The 18,217-nt window shown below is 72.8% G+C and carries 17 protein-coding genes; 16 read left to right on the forward strand and 1 reads right to left on the reverse strand.

Annotated elements, in window-relative coordinates; all coding sequences use genetic code 11:
- Positions 1-26 precede the first annotated feature (26 nt).
- Positions 27-1,259 carry a signal recognition particle-docking protein FtsY gene (gene ftsY / locus ACFYMO_RS14480; protein ID WP_388546477.1) on the forward strand — a complete coding sequence of 411 codons (1,233 nt, stop codon included), beginning with the start codon at positions 27-29 and terminating at the stop codon, positions 1,257-1,259.
- A 136-nt stretch (positions 1,260-1,395) separates the two neighbouring features.
- Here the strand turns inward: ftsY and ACFYMO_RS14485 are convergent, their stop codons facing one another.
- Positions 1,396-2,127: a bifunctional DNA primase/polymerase gene (locus ACFYMO_RS14485; protein WP_366770197.1), complete on the reverse strand. Its 732-nt coding sequence runs from the start codon at positions 2,125-2,127 to the stop codon at positions 1,396-1,398.
- A 350-nt stretch (positions 2,128-2,477) separates the two neighbouring features.
- On the opposite strand from ACFYMO_RS14485, the gene ACFYMO_RS14490 reads away from it, so the two are divergent.
- From ACFYMO_RS14490 to lepB (ACFYMO_RS14560), 15 genes are all read left to right on the forward strand, one after another.
- Complete coding sequence (locus tag ACFYMO_RS14490) at positions 2,478-4,046, forward strand: hypothetical protein (protein WP_366770196.1); 1,569 nt, start codon at positions 2,478-2,480, stop codon at positions 4,044-4,046.
- Between the two features lie 260 nt (positions 4,047-4,306).
- On the forward strand, positions 4,307-5,632 hold the full coding sequence (locus ACFYMO_RS14495; protein ID WP_366770195.1) for an ammonium transporter: 1,326 nt from the start codon (positions 4,307-4,309) through the stop codon (positions 5,630-5,632).
- Positions 5,629-5,967, forward strand: a complete 339-nt coding sequence (locus tag ACFYMO_RS14500; protein WP_019355823.1) for a P-II family nitrogen regulator — start codon at positions 5,629-5,631, stop codon at positions 5,965-5,967. The genes ACFYMO_RS14495 and ACFYMO_RS14500 overlap by 4 nt, the downstream gene beginning before the upstream one ends.
- Before the next feature lie 140 nt (positions 5,968-6,107).
- Positions 6,108-8,648: a [protein-PII] uridylyltransferase gene (locus ACFYMO_RS14505; protein ID WP_388546592.1), complete on the forward strand. Its 2,541-nt coding sequence runs from the start codon at positions 6,108-6,110 to the stop codon at positions 8,646-8,648.
- 124 nt (positions 8,649-8,772) lie between these two features.
- Positions 8,773-10,323, forward strand: coding sequence for a signal recognition particle protein (ffh, locus tag ACFYMO_RS14510; protein WP_366770193.1), 1,551 nt, complete (start codon positions 8,773-8,775; stop codon positions 10,321-10,323).
- A 32-nt stretch (positions 10,324-10,355) separates the two neighbouring features.
- Positions 10,356-10,877 carry a GNAT family N-acetyltransferase gene (locus ACFYMO_RS14515; protein ID WP_366770192.1) on the forward strand — a complete coding sequence of 174 codons (522 nt, stop codon included), beginning with the start codon at positions 10,356-10,358 and terminating at the stop codon, positions 10,875-10,877.
- Positions 10,878-11,075: 198 nt separating this feature from the next.
- A complete protein-coding gene (locus ACFYMO_RS14520; protein ID WP_366770191.1) occupies positions 11,076-11,744 on the forward strand; it encodes a hypothetical protein in 669 nt (222 codons plus the stop codon).
- A gap of 252 nt (positions 11,745-11,996) precedes the next feature.
- Complete coding sequence (gene rpsP, locus ACFYMO_RS14525) at positions 11,997-12,449, forward strand: 30S ribosomal protein S16 (protein ID WP_360297278.1); 453 nt, start codon at positions 11,997-11,999, stop codon at positions 12,447-12,449.
- A 2-nt stretch (positions 12,450-12,451) separates the two neighbouring features.
- Entirely contained in the window at positions 12,452-12,691 is a 240-nt protein-coding gene (locus ACFYMO_RS14530; RefSeq protein WP_276477624.1) for an RNA-binding protein, read from the forward strand.
- A gap of 142 nt (positions 12,692-12,833) precedes the next feature.
- On the forward strand, positions 12,834-13,457 hold the full coding sequence (gene rimM, locus ACFYMO_RS14535; RefSeq protein WP_366770190.1) for a ribosome maturation factor RimM: 624 nt from the start codon (positions 12,834-12,836) through the stop codon (positions 13,455-13,457).
- On the forward strand, positions 13,454-14,383 hold the full coding sequence (gene trmD, locus ACFYMO_RS14540) for a tRNA (guanosine(37)-N1)-methyltransferase TrmD (protein WP_366770189.1): 930 nt from the start codon (positions 13,454-13,456) through the stop codon (positions 14,381-14,383). The genes rimM and trmD overlap by 4 nt, the downstream gene beginning before the upstream one ends.
- 209 nt (positions 14,384-14,592) lie before the next feature.
- Positions 14,593-14,943 carry a 50S ribosomal protein L19 gene (gene rplS, locus ACFYMO_RS14545; protein WP_075002508.1) on the forward strand — a complete coding sequence of 117 codons (351 nt, stop codon included), beginning with the start codon at positions 14,593-14,595 and terminating at the stop codon, positions 14,941-14,943.
- A 44-nt stretch (positions 14,944-14,987) separates the two neighbouring features.
- On the forward strand, positions 14,988-15,704 hold the full coding sequence (gene lepB / locus ACFYMO_RS14550; protein ID WP_388546488.1) for a signal peptidase I: 717 nt from the start codon (positions 14,988-14,990) through the stop codon (positions 15,702-15,704).
- 487 nt (positions 15,705-16,191) lie between these two features.
- Complete coding sequence (gene lepB / locus ACFYMO_RS14555) at positions 16,192-17,181, forward strand: signal peptidase I (protein WP_366770317.1); 990 nt, start codon at positions 16,192-16,194, stop codon at positions 17,179-17,181.
- On the forward strand, positions 17,075-18,139 hold the full coding sequence (gene lepB / locus ACFYMO_RS14560) for a signal peptidase I (protein WP_388546595.1): 1,065 nt from the start codon (positions 17,075-17,077) through the stop codon (positions 18,137-18,139). Before lepB (ACFYMO_RS14555) ends, lepB (ACFYMO_RS14560) begins: the two co-directional genes overlap by 107 nt.
- Positions 18,140-18,217 lie beyond the last annotated feature (78 nt).

Genomic DNA, 18,217 nt, shown 5'->3' on the forward strand with positions numbered 1-18,217 from the left:
TGCCGGTGGTCGATACTGGAGCCGCTATGGAAATCGTCATCCTTGTAGTAGTCATCGCCGTGGTCGCGCTCGTCGCGATCAGCGGGCTCGTGGTCAGCGGCCGGAGGAAGAAGGCGGCCGGGGCCCAGCAGCCCGACACCGCCGGGAGCACCACCGAGACCCCCGCCCGCACAGCCGAGCCCAAGGTCGGAGAGGAGGCGGAGGCCCCGCCCGAAGGCACCCGCCGCACCGTCGAGGAGGTCGGCCTTCCCGAGGCCGAGGAGGCGGCGGCCGAGGCGCCCGCGACCGCCGCCGAGGCCGCCGCCGCGCCCGAGGTCGAGACCCCGGCGCCGACAGCCGGACGGCTGGTACGACTGCGCGACCGGCTCTCCCGCTCCCAGAACTCCCTCGGCAAGGGGCTGCTGACCCTGCTGTCCCGGGAGCACCTGGACGAGGAGACCTGGGAGGAGGTCGAGGACACCCTGCTGACCGCGGATGTCGGGGTCGGCCCCACCCAGGAGCTGGTCGAGCGGCTGCGGGAACGCGTCAAGGTGCTCGGCACCCGCACCCCCGACGAACTGCGCGGCCTGCTGCGCGAGGAGCTCCTCGCGCTGGTCGGCACCGAACTGGACCGCACGGTGCACACGGAGGTGGAGGGCGCCGTCGACCGCCCGGGCGTGGTGCTCGTCGTCGGCGTCAACGGCACCGGCAAGACCACCACCACCGGGAAGCTCGCCCGGGTGCTGGTGGCGGACGGCAAGTCGGTGGTGCTCGGCGCGGCCGACACCTTCCGCGCAGCGGCGGCGGACCAGCTCGAGACCTGGGGCACCCGGGTGGGCGCCCGTACGGTCCGGGGCCCGGAGGGCGGCGACCCCGCCTCGGTCGCGTTCGACGCGGTCAAGCAGGGCACCGAGGCGAGCGCCGACGTGGTGCTGATCGACACGGCGGGCCGGCTGCACACCAAGACGGGGCTCATGGACGAGCTCGGCAAGGTCAAGCGCGTCGTGGAGAAGCAGGCCCCGGTGGACGAGGTGCTGCTGGTGCTGGACGCCACCACGGGCCAGAACGGCCTGGTGCAGGCACGGGTGTTCGCCGAGGTCGTGGACATCACCGGCATCGTCCTCACCAAGCTGGACGGTACGGCCAAGGGCGGCATCGTGGTGGCGGTCCAGCGCGAGCTGGGCGTCCCGGTCAAGCTCGTCGGCCTCGGCGAGGGCGCGGACGACCTGGCGCCCTTCGAGCCGGAGGCGTTCGTGGACGCCCTGGTCCGGGAGGGCTGACCGGCCGGTACCAGGGTGCGCACCGCCGGGCGGCGCCGCCGCGACGTCCTCCCGAGACGTCGCGGCGGCGCCGTCCGCATTCCTGGGGGCCGCCGCCCGCGTCAGGCGCCGCCCTGGTGCGTCGCGAGCGGGCCGGCTAGCGCACCGCCGCGGGCCCGTCCGGGGTGCGCGGCCGTACCACGGACGAGCGATGGCAGACGTAGGCGAGGGTGCCCAGCAGCAGACGCGCCTGCGGCGGACGGCCGGCGCGTTCCAGGGCGGGCGGCCGGAGCCAGCGGACGGGGCCGCGGCCGGCCAGATCGGAGGGCGGCGCCGTGATGTGCTGGCCCTCCCCTCTGCCGCGCAGGTCGAGGTCGGCGTCGTCCCAGCCCATCCGGTAGAGCAGTTCGGGCAGTTCGGCGGCCGCGCCCGGCGCGACCAGGAACCAGGCGCGTCCGGCCGGGGTCGCGGCCACCGGACCCAGCGGTACGCCCATCCGCTCCAGCCGCGCCAGTGCGCACAGCGCGGCGTGCTCGGCGACCTCGATCACGTCGAAGGCGCGGCCCGTCGGCAGCAGCATGGCGGCGCCCGGTACCGCAGCCCAGGCGCGGGTCGCCTCTTCCACGGTGGCGCCGGCCGGTACCTCCAGCGAGGCGTCGAGCGGATGGTCGCCGGGGGAGGGGCAGGCCCGCGCGCCGCAGGAGCAGACGACCCGGCCGCCCGAGCGGGTGGCGCGGGCGCCGGGGATCAGGTCCCAGCCCCACAGGCTCGCGTACTCCGCGACACGGGTGCACAGCTGGGCGCGTTCGCGCCGGCGTGCGCCGGGCCGCAGTTCGCGGAACTCGCGGATGCCGCTGAGACCGCTGATGGCACCGATCGTGAAGCCCATGCTCACTCCAACGGTTCCCGAATGCTTATGGTTACGAATACATTGCACACAGTGACGGCAGGACTCCTGGGGTCTTCTGAGGCGAGGACAGGGTGCGGTGGGGGCGGCTTCCCGTGGAGCTGTTTCCCTGGTGTCAAGTCAAGCGCCTCCGTGTGCCTCAGAGTTCATTCGAAGGGGTGGCGAATGGTGGCGATTCTGCAATTACACTCGCCCCGCTCGTGATCGTAGGATTACTTTCGGTACACACAGTGGAGAGCGCGGCGACCGACTATGCCGGAGGCATGGCGGGGTCGAGGGCGCGGCGGGCGCGGAGGAGCGCGAACCGGTCCGGAGCGCGTCACCGAAGCGGGATGGGGGCGTTACCAGTGGCTGAGCGAGGCCAGACGGGCAAGAGCCCGAACGAGCGGCTGGGCTCGTGGTTCATGCGCAGCGGCTGGTCCAAGGGCGAACTGGCACGCCAGGTCAACCGCCGCGCACGGCGGATGGGCGCACACCACATCAGCACCGACACCTCCCGGGTGCGCCGGTGGCTGGACGGCGAGCAGCCCCGCGAGCCCATCCCCCGCATCCTCTCCGAACTGTTCTCCGAGCGGTTCGGCTGCGTCGTGGCGGTCGAGGACCTCGGGCTGCGCCCCGCCCGGCAGTCCCCCGCGGCCTCCGGCGTGGACCTGCCCTGGGCCGGACCCCAGACCGTGGCGCTGATCAGCGACTTCACCCGCAGCGACCTGATGCTGGCCCACCGCGGCTTCCTAGGTGCCTCACTCTCCGTGTCCGCGGGCCCCGCGCTGATCGAGCCCATGCAGCGCTGGCTGGTGCCAGGCACCGGCGCCGAGACCGGACCCCCGGGAGAGCAGCCGACGGTCCCCGGGCTCACCGTCCCCGCCCCCCGCGACGGGCAGCGCCGCGGGGCAGGCCACGGCGAGGACGGCGCGCCGCGGCGCGGGCCGCAGCTGTCCGCACCCGAACTGGAGCTGCTGGAGCAGACGACCGAGATGTTCCGCGGCTGGGACGCCCAGTGCGGCGGAGGGCTCCGCCGCAAGGCCGTCGTCGGCCAGCTCCACGAGGTCACCGACCTGCTCCAGGAGCGGCACTCCGAGGCTGTCCGCCGCCGGCTCTTCCGCGTCACCGCCGAACTGTCCGAGCTCGCCGGCTGGATGAGCTACGACGTCGGGCTCCAGCCCACCGCGCAGAAGTACTTCGTGCTGGCGCTGCACGCGGCCAAGGAGTCCGGTGACCGGCCCCTGGGGTCCTACATCCTGAGCAAGATGAGCCGCCAGATGATCCATCTGGGCCGTCCGGCGGACGCGCTGGAGCTGGTGCACCTGGCGCAGTACGGCAGCCGGGAGGGCGCCACCGCCCGCACCCAGGCCATGCTGCACGCCATGGAGGCCCGCGCCTACGCGAACATGGGGCAGCCCGGCAAGTGCAAGCGTGCGGTACGGATGGCGGAAGAAACGTTCACCGACATCGACCGCTCGGACCCGGACCCCGACTGGATCCGGTTCTTCTCCGAGGCCGAGCTGTGCGCGGAGACCGCGCACTCCTTCCGGGACCTGGCCTACTCCTCCGGCCGCAGCCCCACCTACGCCTCGCTCGCACGCCCCGCGATGGAGCGGGCCGTCGAACTGTTCGCCAGGGAGGCCCGGGAGACGCAGGGCGGCGGCCACCGGCGCTCCTACGCGCTCAACCTGATCGGCATGGCGAGTGTGCACCTGCTCCAGCGGGAGCCCGAAGGCTGTGTGGCCCGGGCCAGCGAGGCCCTCGGCGTCGCCAAGCGGCTGCGCTCGGAGCGGGTCAACAACCGGCTGCGCCGCACCACGGCCGGCGCCGTCCGCGAGTTCGGGGAACTCGCGGACGTGGTGCAGCTCAGCGAGCGGCTCCAGGCGGAGCTGGCCGAGAGCGAGGCCGCCGCGGGCTGACCCTCCCGGGCGGCGGCGGGCACCCCCGGCGGACAGCCGCCGGGGAGCGCAGCGTACGCGCGTTCCCGCACGGAAAGCCGCGCTTCATCTCCTCGTAACAGCGGCGGGCCGGTTTTCACGGTCTGGAAACACCCGGGGGCGACGGCGGAAACCGGGCTTCGGAAACCTGGAATTCAGTCCGCCTTCCCTTCCTTCTTCGGCCGGGAGGCGCCCCTACGATCCGGCCCCCGCAGGACCGCGACCCCGAGGAGACGCCCACAGTGAACGGCGCGGATACCACTTTCGTCTTGGTCAGTGCGTTTCTGGTGATGGTGATGACGCCTGGCCTCGCCTTCTTCTACGGCGGCATGGTCCGGGTGAAGAGCGCCCTGAACATGCTGATGATGTCCTTCATCTCGCTGGCGATCGTCAGCGTGCTGTGGGTGCTCTACGGCTACTCGCTGGCTTTCGGCCCGGACACCGGCGGAGTCGTCGGCAATCTGGACTTCGTCGGCCTCAAGGGCATCTCCGCCGACTCCCTCACCGGGAAAGGCGGCATTCCGGTCTTCGCCTTCGTCCTCTTCCAGATGATGTTCGCGATCATCACACCCGCACTGATGAGCGGCGCCCTCGCGGACCGGGTGAAATTCAGCGCCTGGGCGGTGTTCCTCACCCTCTGGGTCACGGTCGTCTACTTCCCCGTCGCACACTGGGTGTGGGCCGAGGGCGGCTGGCTCTACGACCTCGAGGTCATCGACTTCGCGGGCGGCACCGCCGTGCACATCAACGCCGGTGTCGGAGCGCTGGCCGCCGTACTCGTCGTCGGCAAGCGCATCGGCTTCAAGAAGGACCCGATGCGTCCGCACAGCCTGCCGCTGGTGATGCTCGGTGCCGCACTGCTGTGGTTCGGCTGGTTCGGCTTCAACGCCGGCTCGGAACTCGCCGCAGACGGCACCGCCGCCAACATGGCGCTCAACACCCAGCTCGCCACCGCGGCCGCCATGCTCGGCTGGCTGGTCTACGAGCGGGTCAAGCACGGCGCGTTCACCACGCTGGGCGCCGCCTCCGGTGCCGTGGCCGGGCTGGTGGCGATCACCCCCTCCGGCGCCGCGGTCAACGCCATGGGCGCGCTGCTGATCGGTGTCGTCGCGGGCGCGGTCTGCTCGTGGGCGGTCAGCCTCAAGTACAAGCTCGGCTTCGACGACTCGCTGGACGTGGTCGGCGTGCACCTGGTCGGCGGCGTCATCGGCACCCTGCTGGTCGGCTTCCTGGCCGTGGACGGCGTGGGCGGCCTCACCCAGTTCGGCAAGCAGGCGCTCGGCGCCGGCTCGGTGATGGCCTTCTCCTTCGTGGTCTCCTGGCTGCTGGCCAAGCTCGTGCACGCCACGATGGGCTTCCGCGCCGACCCGGACGACGAGGCGGCCGGGGTCGACCAGGCGTTCCACGCCGAGACCGCGTACGACTTCAGCGCCGTCGGCGGCTCCTCGGTCCGCGACCGGGGCGGCCCCGCGGCCGCCGGATCCGCCGCCGCGGGGAGCGCGGGCGCGCAGGCCCCGCGTGCGGAAAGCGCCCGTCACGACAGCCACGACAGCAAGGTGGACGCATGAAGCTCATCACCGCCGTGATCAAGCCCTACCAGCTCGACGAGGTGAAGGAGGCGCTGCGGGCCTTCGGCGTCCAGGGCCTCACCGTCACCGAGGCCAGCGGCTACGGGCGGCAACGCGGGCACACCGAGGTCTACCGGGGCGCCGAGTACACCGTCGACCTCGTGCCCAAGGTGCGCATCGAGGTCCTGGCGGAGGACGAGGAGGCCGAACAGCTCCTGGAGATCGTCGTCAAGGCCGCACGCACCGGCAAGATCGGCGACGGGAAGGTGTGGACGGTTCCCGTCGAGACCGCAGTCCGGGTGCGCACCGGCGAGCGGGGACCGGACGCGCTGTGAGGGACGCGGCGACGGCCCCGACGGCGGGAGCACCGGCAGCGGACGGCACCGGACGACCCGCGGGTGACGGCTTCCCGGGCACGCGCGCCTGCCCGGGAGCCGGCCCCCGCGACGCGGACGCGGGCTACGCGGCCGCCCGGGTGCGGCTCCTGCAGGACGCCGAACTCTCCGGGCCCGAGCGGCGCCGGGCCCTGTCCGCACTGACCGACCAGTGGCTCGCCGGGCTCTTCGGTCCCGACGCGCCCGCCGGGACCGCGCTGGTGGCCGTCGGCGGATACGGACACGGCGAGCTCTCCCCGCGCAGCGACCTCGATCTGCTCCTGCTGCACGACGGCAGCACCGACGCCGTCGGCCTGGCCGCCCTCGCCGACCGCCTCTGGTACCCCGTCTGGGACCTCGGCCTCGCCCTCGACCACTCCGTCCGCACCCCGGACGAGGCGCGCACCGCATCGGCCGGCGACCTCAAGGTGCAGCTCGGCCTGCTGGAGGCCCGCCACCTGGCCGGGGACGCGGACCTCACGGCACAGCTGCGCACCGCCGCGCTCGGCAGATGGCGCGCCCGGGCCCGCACCAGGCTGCCGGAGCTGCGTGAGTACGCCACCGAGCGGGCCCGGCGCCACGGCGAGCTGCGGTTCCTGCTGGAGCCCGACCTGAAGGAGGCGCGCGGCGGACTGCGGGACCTCACCGCACTGCGTGCCGTGGCCGCCTCCTGGCTCGCCGACGCCCCGCGGGAGGGGCTCCAGCAGGCCCGGGACACCCTCCTCGACGCCCGTGACGCGCTGCATCTGACCACCGGCCGGGCCACCGACCGGCTCGCGCTCCAGGACCAGGACCAGGTGGCCGAGGCGCTCGGCCTGCTGGACGCCGACACGCTGCTGCGCCGTGTCTACGAGGCGGCGGGCGCGGTCGCCTACGCGAGCGACGTCACCTGGCGCGAGGTCGAGCGTGTCCTGCGGCCGGGCACCGCCTCCCCGCGCGGTGCCCGGCTGCGCGGGCTGCTGGGCGGCGGCAGGCGCTCCGCGGTGCGTCCCTCGGGCGCACCCGTGCCGGAGCGGACCCCGCTGGCCGAGGGCGTCGTGGAGCACGAGGGCGAGGCGGCGCTGGCCCTGCACGCGCGGCCCGACCGCGATCCCGTGCTGCCGCTGCGTGCCGCAGCGGCAGCGGCGCAGGCCGGCCTCCCGCTCGCACTGCCCGCGGTCCGCAAGCTCGCGCGCACCGCACCGGACCTTCCCGTGCCGTGGCCCGCCGAGGCCCGCGAGGAGTTCGTCACCCTGCTCGGCGCCGGGGAGGCCACCGTCCCGGTGTGGGAGGCCATGGACGCGGCCGGTCTCATCGCCCGCCTGCTGCCCGACTGGGAGCGGGTCCGCTGCCGCCCCCAGCGCAACCCCGTGCACCGCTACACCGTCGACCGGCACCTGGTCGAGACCGCCGTACGGGCGGCGGCGCTCACCCGCCGCGTGCACCGCCCCGATCTGCTGCTGACCGGTGCGCTGCTGCACGACATCGGCAAGGGATGGCCCGGCGACCACTCGGTCACCGGTGAGACCATCGCCCGCGACCTGGCGGCCCGCGTCGGCTTCGACGAAGCCGACACCCGGACGCTGGCCGCTCTGGTCCGCCACCATCTGCTGCTCGTCGAGACGGCGACCCGGCGCAACCTGGACGACCCGGTCACCATCCGGTCCGTCGCCGACGCCGTGGGCTCCCACGGCACCCTGGAGCTGCTGCACGCCCTGACGGAGGCCGACGCGCTGGCCACCGGCCCGGCCGCCTGGTCCGCCTGGCGCGCGGCGCTCGTCGACGACCTGGTCTCCCGGGTGGCGGCGGTGCTCTCCGGCGGCGCCGTCGCCGACCAGACCGGCGGGCAGGAGCTGACGGCTGAAGGGGAGCGCCTGGCGATGGAGGCCTGGCGCACCGGCGGTCCCGTCCTCGCGCTGCGGCCCCAGCAGGGGGCCGGCTCCGGCGGCGGCCGGGTGGCGGCGGAACCCCGTACGGACGGGGAAGCGGCCTCCGGCGGTACCGGACCCGAACCCGTCGGCGTGGAGCTGCGCGTGGCGCTGCCCGAGCAGCCGGGGGTGCTGCCCGCGGTCGCCGGGGTGCTGGCGCTGCACAAGCTCACCGTCCGGGCCGCCGATCTGCGGCTGGTGGAACTGTCGGCCCTGGTCGACTGCGCACCGCGGCGGCCCGCGGACAGCCCGGACGAGCGCGGCCTGACGGCGCCGACCGGTGCTACCGCCTCCGGGGAGACCCCGCGGGTCCTGCTGCTCACCTGGCGCGTCGCCGCGCAGTACGGCTCGCTGCCGCAGCCGGCCAGACTGCGCGAGGACCTGGTGCGGGCGCTCGACGGCTCCCTGCGGCTGGCCGCCCGGCTGGCCGAGCGGGAGGCCGCCTACCGGCCGCGCCGCAGCGCCGCGGCGCAGCCCCCGCCGCGCGCCACCGTGGCCGCGGGCGACTCCGCGGCCGCCACCGTCCTGGAGGTCCGGGCCCAGGACGCCCCCGGCCTGCTGCACCGCATCGGCAGAGGGTTGGAGGAGGCCGGGGTGCGGGTCAGCAGTGCCCATGTGAGCACCCTGGGCGCCAATGCCGTCGACGCGTTCTACGTGACGGACGCCGCCGGATCCCCGCTCTCCGAGGTCGCGGCCGCCCGGCTCGCCGAGCGGCTGGAGGCCGAGCTGCGCTGAGCCCGAGCGCCCCGCGCGGGCCGGGAGGAGTGCCGGATCCGGACAGGCGGGCCGGTCCCGTCCGCGAGGCGGCTACCCTTGGCAGAGATTGCCTCCGCCACCGACCCGAGGACCGACGAGCGCTGTGTTCGATACCCTTTCCGACCGCCTGAGTGCGACGTTCAAGAACCTCCGGGGCAAAGGGCGCCTCAGCGAGGCGGACATCGACGCCACCGCCCGCGAGATCCGTATCGCCCTGCTCGAGGCGGATGTCGCGCTCACCGTGGTGCGCGCCTTCATCAAGCAGGTCAAGGAACGCGCGCTGGGGGCCGAGGTCTCCCAGGCGCTGAATCCCGCCCAGCAGGTCATCAAGATCGTCAACGAGGAGCTGATCGGCGTCCTCGGCGGCGAGACGCGCCGGCTGAGGTTCGCCAAGAACCCGCCGACCGTCATCATGCTCGCCGGTCTCCAGGGCGCGGGGAAGACCACCCTGGCGGGCAAGCTGGGCCGCTGGCTGCAGCAGCAGGGGCACACGCCGATGCTCGTCGCGGCCGACCTCCAGCGCCCCAACGCGGTCAACCAGCTCTCCGTCGTCGCCGAACGCGCGGGCGTGGCCGTCTTCGCGCCCGAGCCGGGCAACGGTGTCGGCGACCCGGTCAAGGTCGCCAAGGACTCGATCACCTACGCGCGTGACAAGCAGCACGATGTGGTCATCGTGGACACCGCCGGGCGCCTGGGCATCGACCAGGAGCTGATGCAGCAGGCGGCCGACATCCGGGACGCGGTCAGCCCGGACGAGGTCCTCTTCGTCGTCGACGCGATGATCGGTCAGGACGCGGTCACCACGGCGGAGGCGTTCCAGGAGGGCGTCGGCTTCGACGGCGTCGTGCTCTCCAAGCTGGACGGCGACGCGCGCGGCGGTGCGGCCCTCTCGGTCGCCAAGGTGACCGGCAAGCAGATCATGTTCGCCTCGAACGGCGAGAAGCTCGACGACTTCGACGCCTTCCATCCCGACCGGATGGCCTCCCGCATCCTCGGCATGGGCGACATGCTCACGCTGATCGAGAAGGCGGAGCAGACCTTCAGCCAGCAAGAGGCCGAGAAGATGGCCGCCAAGCTGGCGAAGGGGCCCAAGGAGTTCACGCTCGACGACTTCCTGGCCCAGATGGAGCAGGTCCGCAAGATGGGCTCCATCTCCAAGCTGCTCGGCATGATGCCGGGCATGGGCCAGATGAAGGACCAGATCAACAACCTGGACGAGCGGGAGGTGGACCGCACCGCCGCCATCATCAAGTCGATGACCCCGGCGGAGCGGGCCGAGCCGACGATCATCAACGGCTCACGGCGGGCCCGTATCGCACGGGGCTCCGGAGTGGACGTCAGCGCGGTCAAGGGTCTGGTGGAGCGCTTCTTCGACGCCCGCAAGATGATGTCCCGCATGGCCCAGGGCGGAGGTATGCCGGGTATGCCGGGTATGCCCGGCGGCGGCGGAGGAAAGAAGAAGGGCAAGCAGAAGAAGGTCAAGGGCAAGCGCCAGTCGGGCAACCCGATGAAGCGCCAGCAAGAAGAGCAGGCAGCCGCCGCGCGCCGTGCCCAGGGCGGCCAGGGCGGCGCCCTCGGCATCCCGGGCCCCGGCCAGGACCCAGGCGACTTCGAGCTCCCGCAGGAGTTCAAGGACATGCTGCCCCCGAAGTGAGCCTGCCGCGGCAAAGGCGGATGATGTCGTCCATGCGCGTATACATCCGCCCGCCGCGGCCCGCCGACGAGCAGCTCTACAGCGAGGCCGTCGTCCGCTCGGCAGACCACCTCCACCCGTGGAACCCCGTCGAGCCGGACGGCTTCCCCGACCTGCTCCGCCGTCAGGGGCCCGCGCTGCGCACCTTCCTCATCCTCGACCGCGAGGACGAGGGGCTCGTCGGCCGGGTGAACGTGGCCAACATCGTCCGCGCGCGCTTCCGCAACGGCTCCCTCGGCTACGACAGTTACGTCCCCTACGCGGGTACCGGCCGGATGACCGAGGGCATGCGGCTGGTCGTGGACCGCTGCTTCCAGTCGGGCCCCGACGGGCTCGGGCTGCACCGGCTGGAGATCAACGTCCAGCCGGAGAACGACCGCTCCCTGGCCCTGGCCAAGCGGCTCGGCTTCCGGCACGAGGGCTTCTCGCCGCGGATGCTCTACATCGACGACGCCTGGCGGGATCATGAGCGCTTCGCGCTCACCGTCGAGGAGTGGCCCGGCCTGGAGAGCTGATACGTCCGGGCCGGCGCGGCCGAAGGCCCCGGGGCGGGGCGGGTGCCTCACGCCGGGACACGGGGCGGCAGCCGGCTGCGGATCTCCGGTGATACGTCCGGCTTGCGGTGGGTGCGCGGCTTGGGCGTACATCTGCGTACCCGCACCCATCTCCCCGGGCATCACCGAGAACTGACTGGTACGTGCAAAATATTTGCGATGCCCCGTAATCGGAACACCAGGGCACTCCCGCTCGTTGGGCACGACGTGAGCACGACACCACCAGTTCTCGCCGCCGAGCTGGCAGCCGCCTGGGCCGACATTCAACGGCACCACCCCGAGCTGCCGGATCTGGCCGCGCCCGAATCACTCATCGGAGAATCCTCGTCCGCCTGCGGTACCGGGCTCTCCTTCGAACGGCTGCTCCACGAGGCGGTCCACGGCATCGCGGCGGCCCGCGGTGTCCGGGACACCTCACGGGCCGGCCGCTACCACAACCGCCGCTTCCTGGCGATCGCCGTGGAGCTCGGTCTCGACCACCCCGAGGAACCGCATCCCAGCAGCGGCTTCTCCCTCGTGGTGCTCACGCCCGAGACACGGCGGCGCTACCGCCCCACCGCCGACCGTCTCCAGCGGGCGCTGAAGGCCTACAGCGTGGCCACCGAGACGGACACCGGACGCAGCTTCCGCGGTCCGGCGGCCCGGCACGGCTCCTCCGGGGGCGGGGTCCGCGTCAAGGCCGTCTGCGACTGCGGGCGCAACGTCCGGGTCGTCCCCTCCGTGCTGGCGCAGGCGCCGATCATGTGCGGGGCCTGCGGCAAGCAGTTCCGCATCCCCGTCGACCCGGCGCCGGTCCCGGAGCCGGAGCAGATGGCGGCCGTGGGCTGACCGCCCGCGGTGCCGCGCCACACCGCCCCCGTCCCGGCCGCGGGCCCGAGGGCGGCCCGCGGCCGGGACGGGGGCGGGACGGGGGCGGTTTCTGCCGGGCTCCGCGGTGTGGCATCATGGTCGGCTGAACTCGACAGCCGCACAGGACCCCTCTCTCCTCCGGCTGACGCGTCCATTCGGATACCCGGCGCTACAACCCCACGTGGCAGTCCGCCGTGTCCACCCACGTCAAGACCAGGAGACACCACACCCGTGGCAGTCAAGATCAAGCTGAAGCGTCTGGGCAAGATCCGTTCGCCTCACTACCGCATCATCGTCGCCGACTCCCGTACCCGCCGCGACGGCCGGGCCATCGAGGAGATCGGCCTGTACCACCCGGTGCAGAATCCCTCGCGCATCGAGGTCGACTCGGAGCGTGCGCAGTACTGGCTCAGCGTCGGCGCCCAGCCGACCGAGCCCGTCGAGGCCATCCTCAAGGTCACCGGCGACTGGCAGAAGTTCAAGGGGCTGCCCGCCCCGGAGCCGATGAAGGTCGCCGAGCCCAAGGCCGACAAGCGCGCCCTGTTCGAGGCCGCCGCCAAGGAGTCCGCCGACGAGCCCAAGGGTGAGGCCATCACCCCCAAGGCCAAGAAGGCTGACAAGGCCGACAAGAAGGCGGACGGGGCCGACACCTCGGCCACCGCCACCGAGTCGACCGAGGCCTGAGGATGCTCGAGGAGGCCCTCGAGCACCTGGTGAAGGGCATCGTCGACCACCCCGACGAGGTGCAGATCGCGTCCCGCAACCTCCGTCGCGGACGTGTGCTCGAGGTCCGGGTGCACCCCGACGATCTCGGCAAGGTGATCGGCCGCAACGGCCGCACCGCGCGTGCTCTGCGCACCGTCGTGGGAGCGCTCGGCGGCCGGGGTATCCGCGTCGACCTCGTCGACGTGGACCAGGTCCACTGAAGCGCAGCATGCAGCACCGGCACGGGCCGGGGACGGCAGCCAAGCCGTCCCCGGCCCGTTGTCGCGCCCGGACCCCCGGTCCGCGGACCGTCCCGGGGCCGCGGACACCCACCGAGTACGGAACCGAGCACGGAGAAGCACAGTGCAGCTAGTCGTCGCGCGGATCGGCCGCGCCCACGGCATCAAGGGCGAGGTCACGGTCGAGGTCAGGACCGACGAGCCGGAACTGCGGCTCGGCCCCGGCGCAGTGCTGGCCACCGAACCGGCCGCCGCCGGGCCGCTGACCGTGGCCGCCGGGCGGGTGCACAGCGGACGGCTGCTGCTGCGTTTCGAGGGCGTGGCGGACCGCACCGCCGCCGAGGCCCTGCGCAACACGCTGCTCGTCGCCGAGGTCGACCCGGACGAGACCCCCGAGGACCCGGAGGAGTTCTACGACCACCAGCTGGCCGACCTGGAGGTCGTCACGGTGGACGGGGCGGTCGTCGGGCGGATCGAGAGCGTCGCGCACCTGCCGGCCCAGGACCTGCTCGTGGTGCGGCGCGCGGACGGCGGCGAGGCCCTGATCCCGTTCGTCGCCGAGATCGTCCCGGAGATCGACCTGGAGGCCCAGCGCGCCCTTGTCGACCCGCCCCCCGGGCTGCTCGGCGAGGAGCCCGGGGACGCGGGGCCGGAGGACGGGGAGCCCGCGTCCGGGGAGCCGTCCGGCGGTCCGGCCACGCGCCCGGCACCGGACGCCGAGGACCCCGGCCAGGGGAGCCCCCGGTGAGACTCGACGTCGTCACGATCTTCCCCGAGTACCTGGAGCCACTGGACGTCTCGCTGGTCGGCAAGGCGCGGGCGCGCGGAGTGCTGGACGTCCGCGTCCACGATCTGCGCGCCTGGACGCACGACCGGCACCACACCGTCGACGACACCCCCTACGGCGGCGGCCCCGGCATGGTCATGAAGCCCGAGCCCTGGGGCGAGGCGCTGGACGAGGTGCTAACCACGGGTGAGCCGGGCCACGACTCCCCGGTGCTGGTCGTCCCCACCCCCAGCGGACAGCCGTTCACCCAGGAGCTGGCGGTCGAGCTGGCGGGCAAGCCGTGGCTCGTCTTCACGCCCGCGCGGTACGAGGGCATCGACCGCCGCGTCATCGAGGAGTACGCGGAACGGCTCGACGTGCGCGAGGTCTCCATCGGCGACTACGTCCTCGCCGGCGGCGAGGCACCCGTCCTGGTCATGGTCGAGGCCGTCGCGCGGTTGCTGCCCGGCGTGCTCGGCAACGCCGCCTCCCACCAGGACGACTCCTTCGCGCCCGGCACCATGGCGAATCTGCTGGAGGGCCCCGTCTACACCAAGCCGCCCGAGTGGCGCGGGCGGGGCATCCCGGAGGTGCTGCTGAGCGGCCACCACGGCAGGATCGCCCGCTGGCGCCGCGACCAGGCGTTCGCGCGGACGGTCGGCAACCGCCCCGAGCTGGTCGAGCGCTGCGCCCCCGAAGCCCTCGACAAGCACGACAGGGCCGCCCTGGCGGCTCTGGGCTGGGAGCCGGGCGCGGACGGCCACTGGCGGCCGGGCCCCGGTGCGGCGCCGAGCGACGGCGCCCGGCAGTGCGGCGGCACCGAGGAACAAGCCGACCCCGGCCGGCCGCACGGCCCCCAGCGGCACGGCCGCGAGCAGGACGGTCCCGGGCCGTGGTCCGGGCCGTAGGGCCCGGATACGGAGCGGGGCCGATTTGGGCCGGGCGGGGAGCCCGTGGAAGAATGGGCCGACCCCGGCCTCCGGCTGGGATCTTCCGCTTCGTCACCGGCGCGCGACCCTGCCACAGGGGGACCGACGCCCGCCGAGGACGCGGCCCTTCGGACCATCACCACGATTCCGCTGATGACCTGTGGCATCGGCGAAGAAAGCAGACGGACATGTCCCACCTCCTCGACAGTGTCGACTCCGCCTCCCTGCGTACGGACGTACCGGCCTTCCGCCCCGGCGACACGGTCAACGTGCACGTCCGCGTCATCGAGGGCAACCGCTCCCGTGTCCAGCAGTTCAAGGGCGTCTGCATCCGCCGCCAGGGCTCGGGCGTGCGGGAGACCTTCACCGTCCGCAAGGTCAGCTTCAGCGTCGGCGTCGAGCGCACCTTCCCGGTGCACACCCCGATCGTCGAGAAGATCGAGGTCGTGACCCGCGGTGATGTCCGCCGCGCCAAGCTGTACTACCTGCGCGAGCTGCGCGGCAAGGCCGCCAAGATCAAGGAGAAGCGCGCGAGCTGAGCGCGCGTCCTCGGCGCCCGGCGGGCCGGTTAGGCTTCCGCTCGATGGAGACCGAGGAACAGCACGAACCACCGGAGCGCGACCGCTCTTCGGTTCCCGGACAGGGGACGAAGGGCAGGTCGCGCTCCGTGCGTCTGGGCCTGGCCGCGGTATCGGTCCTGGCGGTGCTCTTGCTGACAAGTGCGTTCATCGTGCAACCTTTTCTGATTCCGAGTTCCTCGATGGATCCGACCCTGCGCGTCGGGGACCGGGTGCTGGTGGCCAAGCTGGTCTATCGTTTCGGAGACGGTCCGCGACGCGGGGACGTCGTGGTCTTCGACGGCACCGACTCCTTCTCGGGGGAGGCCGATCCCGACGCGAACCCGGTGGTGGCCGCGCTGCGCGAGGCGGGCGCTGCGACCGGACTGGCGCGGCCCGCCGAGACGGACTACGTGAAGCGGGTGATCGGGGTCGGCGGCGATCGGGTGCGCTGCTGCGACAGGCGGGGGAGGATCGAGGTGAACGGCCGGCCCGTGGATGAGGAGTATCTGCACTCCGGAAACGCCCCTTCCTCCGTCCCCTTCGACATCCGGGTGCCCGAGGGGCGCCTGTGGGTGATGGGGGACTACCGCTCCCGGTCCAGCGACTCCCGCGACCACCTCGGCGAACCCGGTGGCGGCACCGTTCCGGTCGAGCGCGTGATCGGGCGGGCCGACTGGATCGGCTGGCCGCCGAGCCGCATCGCCTCGGTGCCGTCCGGCGCGGGCAGCGGCCATGACTGATCCCGAGGGCTTCCCGGGCGACCCCGTACCCGGCGCGCCGGGCCCCGGAGCGCGCGGCGCCTGCGGCGGTCACGACGGTCCCCCCGGCCATGGCGGTCACACCGGGCCCGCCGATCGCCGCGAACCCGGTGGCCACGGTGCGTACGCCGGACCCGGCGGATACGGCGAAAGGCAGGGCCGGCCCCCCGTCCCGGGCCCCGGAGCCGGCGACGGCGCGTCCCCGCCCGGCGCCGACTACCCGTACACGGAGCCCTACGACTACTCGGCGCCCGGTGACCGGTCGGAGCCCTGGGGCCGCTCCGGGCCCTTCGGCGTCCCCGGCTCCGCCGCACCGTCCGAGCCGCCGGCCGGCCAGGGCCTGCCCGGTGGGCCGGTGCCCGGGGCCCGGTACGGGAGCGCCGATGCCGAGGGGCCCGCCGACGCCGCATTCCGCGAAGAGCCCGCTGACGCCGCCGAGCCGGCGGATCCGGCACAGGAGGCGCCGCCGCTGCGCCGCCCCGGACAGGGCAGGGCCGACCGCAGACGCGCCGCCAAGCGCATCCAGCGCCGACGCAGGCTCTCCGCGACCAAGGAACTCCCGATCCTCGTCTGCGTCGCACTGCTGATCGCGTGGGTACTCAAGACCTTTCTCGTGCAGGCGTTCGTGATTCCGTCGGGCTCCATGGAGCAGACCATCCGGATCGGGGACCGCGTGCTGGTGGACAAGTTCACACCGTGGTTCGGTGCCGAGCCGCATCGCGGGGACGTGGTCGTCTTCCAGGACCCGGGCGGCTGGCTGGAGAACGAGAAGAAGGAGCCCGACAACGCCCCCGTGGGGATCAAGCAGGGTGAGGAACTGCTCACGTTCATCGGACTGCTGCCCTCTGACGACGAACAGGATCTGATCAAACGGGTCGTCGCCGTCGGTGGGGACACCGTGCGCTGCTGCGACAAGCAGGGGCGCATCACCGTCAACGGCACGCCGCTGAACGAGCCCTATCTGCACCCGGGCAACAAACCCTCCCGGATGAAGTTCACGGTCAACGTTCCCGCGGGACGCGTCTTCGTGATGGGCGATCATCGGGCCAACTCCGCCGACTCGCGCTATCACTTGAAAGATCCGAATCGAGGAACGATCGGGGAAGACCGAATCGTTGGTAAAGCTGTCGTCATTGCTTGGCCGTTCGACCACTGGAGGCGGCTCGAGGAGCCGGGAGTGTACGCCTCCGTCCCCGATCCCGGCGGCGGAGCCGTCTCCCTGCGAATGAACCGGGACAATCGGGTGGCGCAACTGCCGTTCTCCGCGGAACTTCCGCTCGTTATGGGATTGGTGGGCCTGTACCGCTGGCGGGACAGGCGAATGCGCGGCGTGAGGAGTGGATGTGGGGGACTTGGCGGTCGGTACGCGGTCCGGTTCCGGGTACCCGGAGGACGGAGGCCCGGGTACGGACGGCAGGACAGGCGAAGCAGAACCACCGGCCGTGGAAAGAGGGAGTGACAGCGTGACGGCGGAGACCGACGGGACGGCAGCCGGCTCAGGGGCGGACGGGGACGGCCCGTGGACCTCCGGGGCGAAGCCGCAGCACGAGGCACCGGGCCCGGACGGGGCGGCCGAGGCGGCGAACCCGGACGGGGGAGCCGGGGAGCCGGACGACAAGAAGGCGGCGAAGAAGCAGCGCCCGTTCTGGAAAGAGCTGCCGATGCTCATCGGCATCGCGCTGATCCTCGCCCTGATCATCAAGACGTTCCTGGTCCAGGCCTTCTCCATCCCCTCCGACTCGATGCAGGACACGCTCCAGCGCGGTGACCGGGTACTGGTGGACAAGCTGACGCCGTGGTTCGGGGCGACCCCGGAGCGCGGCGAGGTCGTCGTCTTCCACGACCCGGGCGGCTGGCTCCCCGAGGCGCACGTCGAGGAGAACTTCCTGCAGACCGCGCTCAGCTTCATCGGACTGATGCCGTCGGCCAACGAGAAGGACCTGATCAAGCGGGTCATCGCGGTCGGCGGGGACACGGTGGAGTGCAAGAAGGGCGGCAAGATCCAGGTCAACGGCACGGCGCTGGACGAGTCCTCGTACATCTACCCGGGCAACACCCCGTGCGACGACAAGCCGTTCGGGCCGCTCAAGGTCCCCAAGGGCAAGCTGTGGGTGATGGGCGACCACCGTCAGGACTCCCTCGACTCCCGCTACCACCAGAACCAGCCCGGTGACGGCTTCGTCCCGGAGAAGCAGGTGGTGGGACGGGCCATCGTCAAGGCGTGGCCGATCGACCGCTGGGGCACGCTGCCGGTCCCCGAGACCTATGGCCAGAAGGGTGTGCGGTCGCGTGCGCTGAGCGCCGCTCCGGGTGCCGTCGGGCTCGCGGGCGCCGTTCCGCTGGTGCTCTGGCGACGCCGGCGGAGGCAGCCGCAGCAGGCGCGCCCTGTCGCGCAGTCCGCATCCCACGAGGGCTGACGGCTTCGAGTACCGCCCGGTAGGGTCAGCGGTCTGCGCCGACGCAGGCTGTCGGGTCCGTTGCGCAAGAGCCGGGGA

The organism is Streptomyces sp. NPDC007025 (assembly GCF_042869455.1).
Classification (GTDB): domain Bacteria; phylum Actinomycetota; class Actinomycetes; order Streptomycetales; family Streptomycetaceae; genus Streptomyces.

Excerpts from the sequence above, each read along its gene's own strand:
- ftsY (WP_388546477.1), top strand. The coding sequence starts at position 27 with ATGGAAATCGTCATCCTTGTAGTAGTCATCGCCGTGGTCGCGCTCGTC.
- ACFYMO_RS14485 (WP_366770197.1), bottom strand. The coding sequence starts at position 2,127 with ATGGGCTTCACGATCGGTGCCATCAGCGGTCTCAGCGGCATCCGCGAG.
- ACFYMO_RS14490 (WP_366770196.1), top strand. The coding sequence starts at position 2,478 with ATGGGGGCGTTACCAGTGGCTGAGCGAGGCCAGACGGGCAAGAGCCCG.
- ACFYMO_RS14500 (WP_019355823.1), top strand. The coding sequence starts at position 5,629 with ATGAAGCTCATCACCGCCGTGATCAAGCCCTACCAGCTCGACGAGGTG.
- ACFYMO_RS14515 (WP_366770192.1), top strand. The coding sequence starts at position 10,356 with ATGCGCGTATACATCCGCCCGCCGCGGCCCGCCGACGAGCAGCTCTAC.
- ACFYMO_RS14520 (WP_366770191.1), top strand. The coding sequence starts at position 11,076 with ATGCCCCGTAATCGGAACACCAGGGCACTCCCGCTCGTTGGGCACGAC.
- ACFYMO_RS14530 (WP_276477624.1), top strand. The coding sequence starts at position 12,452 with ATGCTCGAGGAGGCCCTCGAGCACCTGGTGAAGGGCATCGTCGACCAC.
- rplS (WP_075002508.1), top strand. The coding sequence starts at position 14,593 with ATGTCCCACCTCCTCGACAGTGTCGACTCCGCCTCCCTGCGTACGGAC.
- lepB (WP_388546488.1), top strand. The coding sequence starts at position 14,988 with ATGGAGACCGAGGAACAGCACGAACCACCGGAGCGCGACCGCTCTTCG.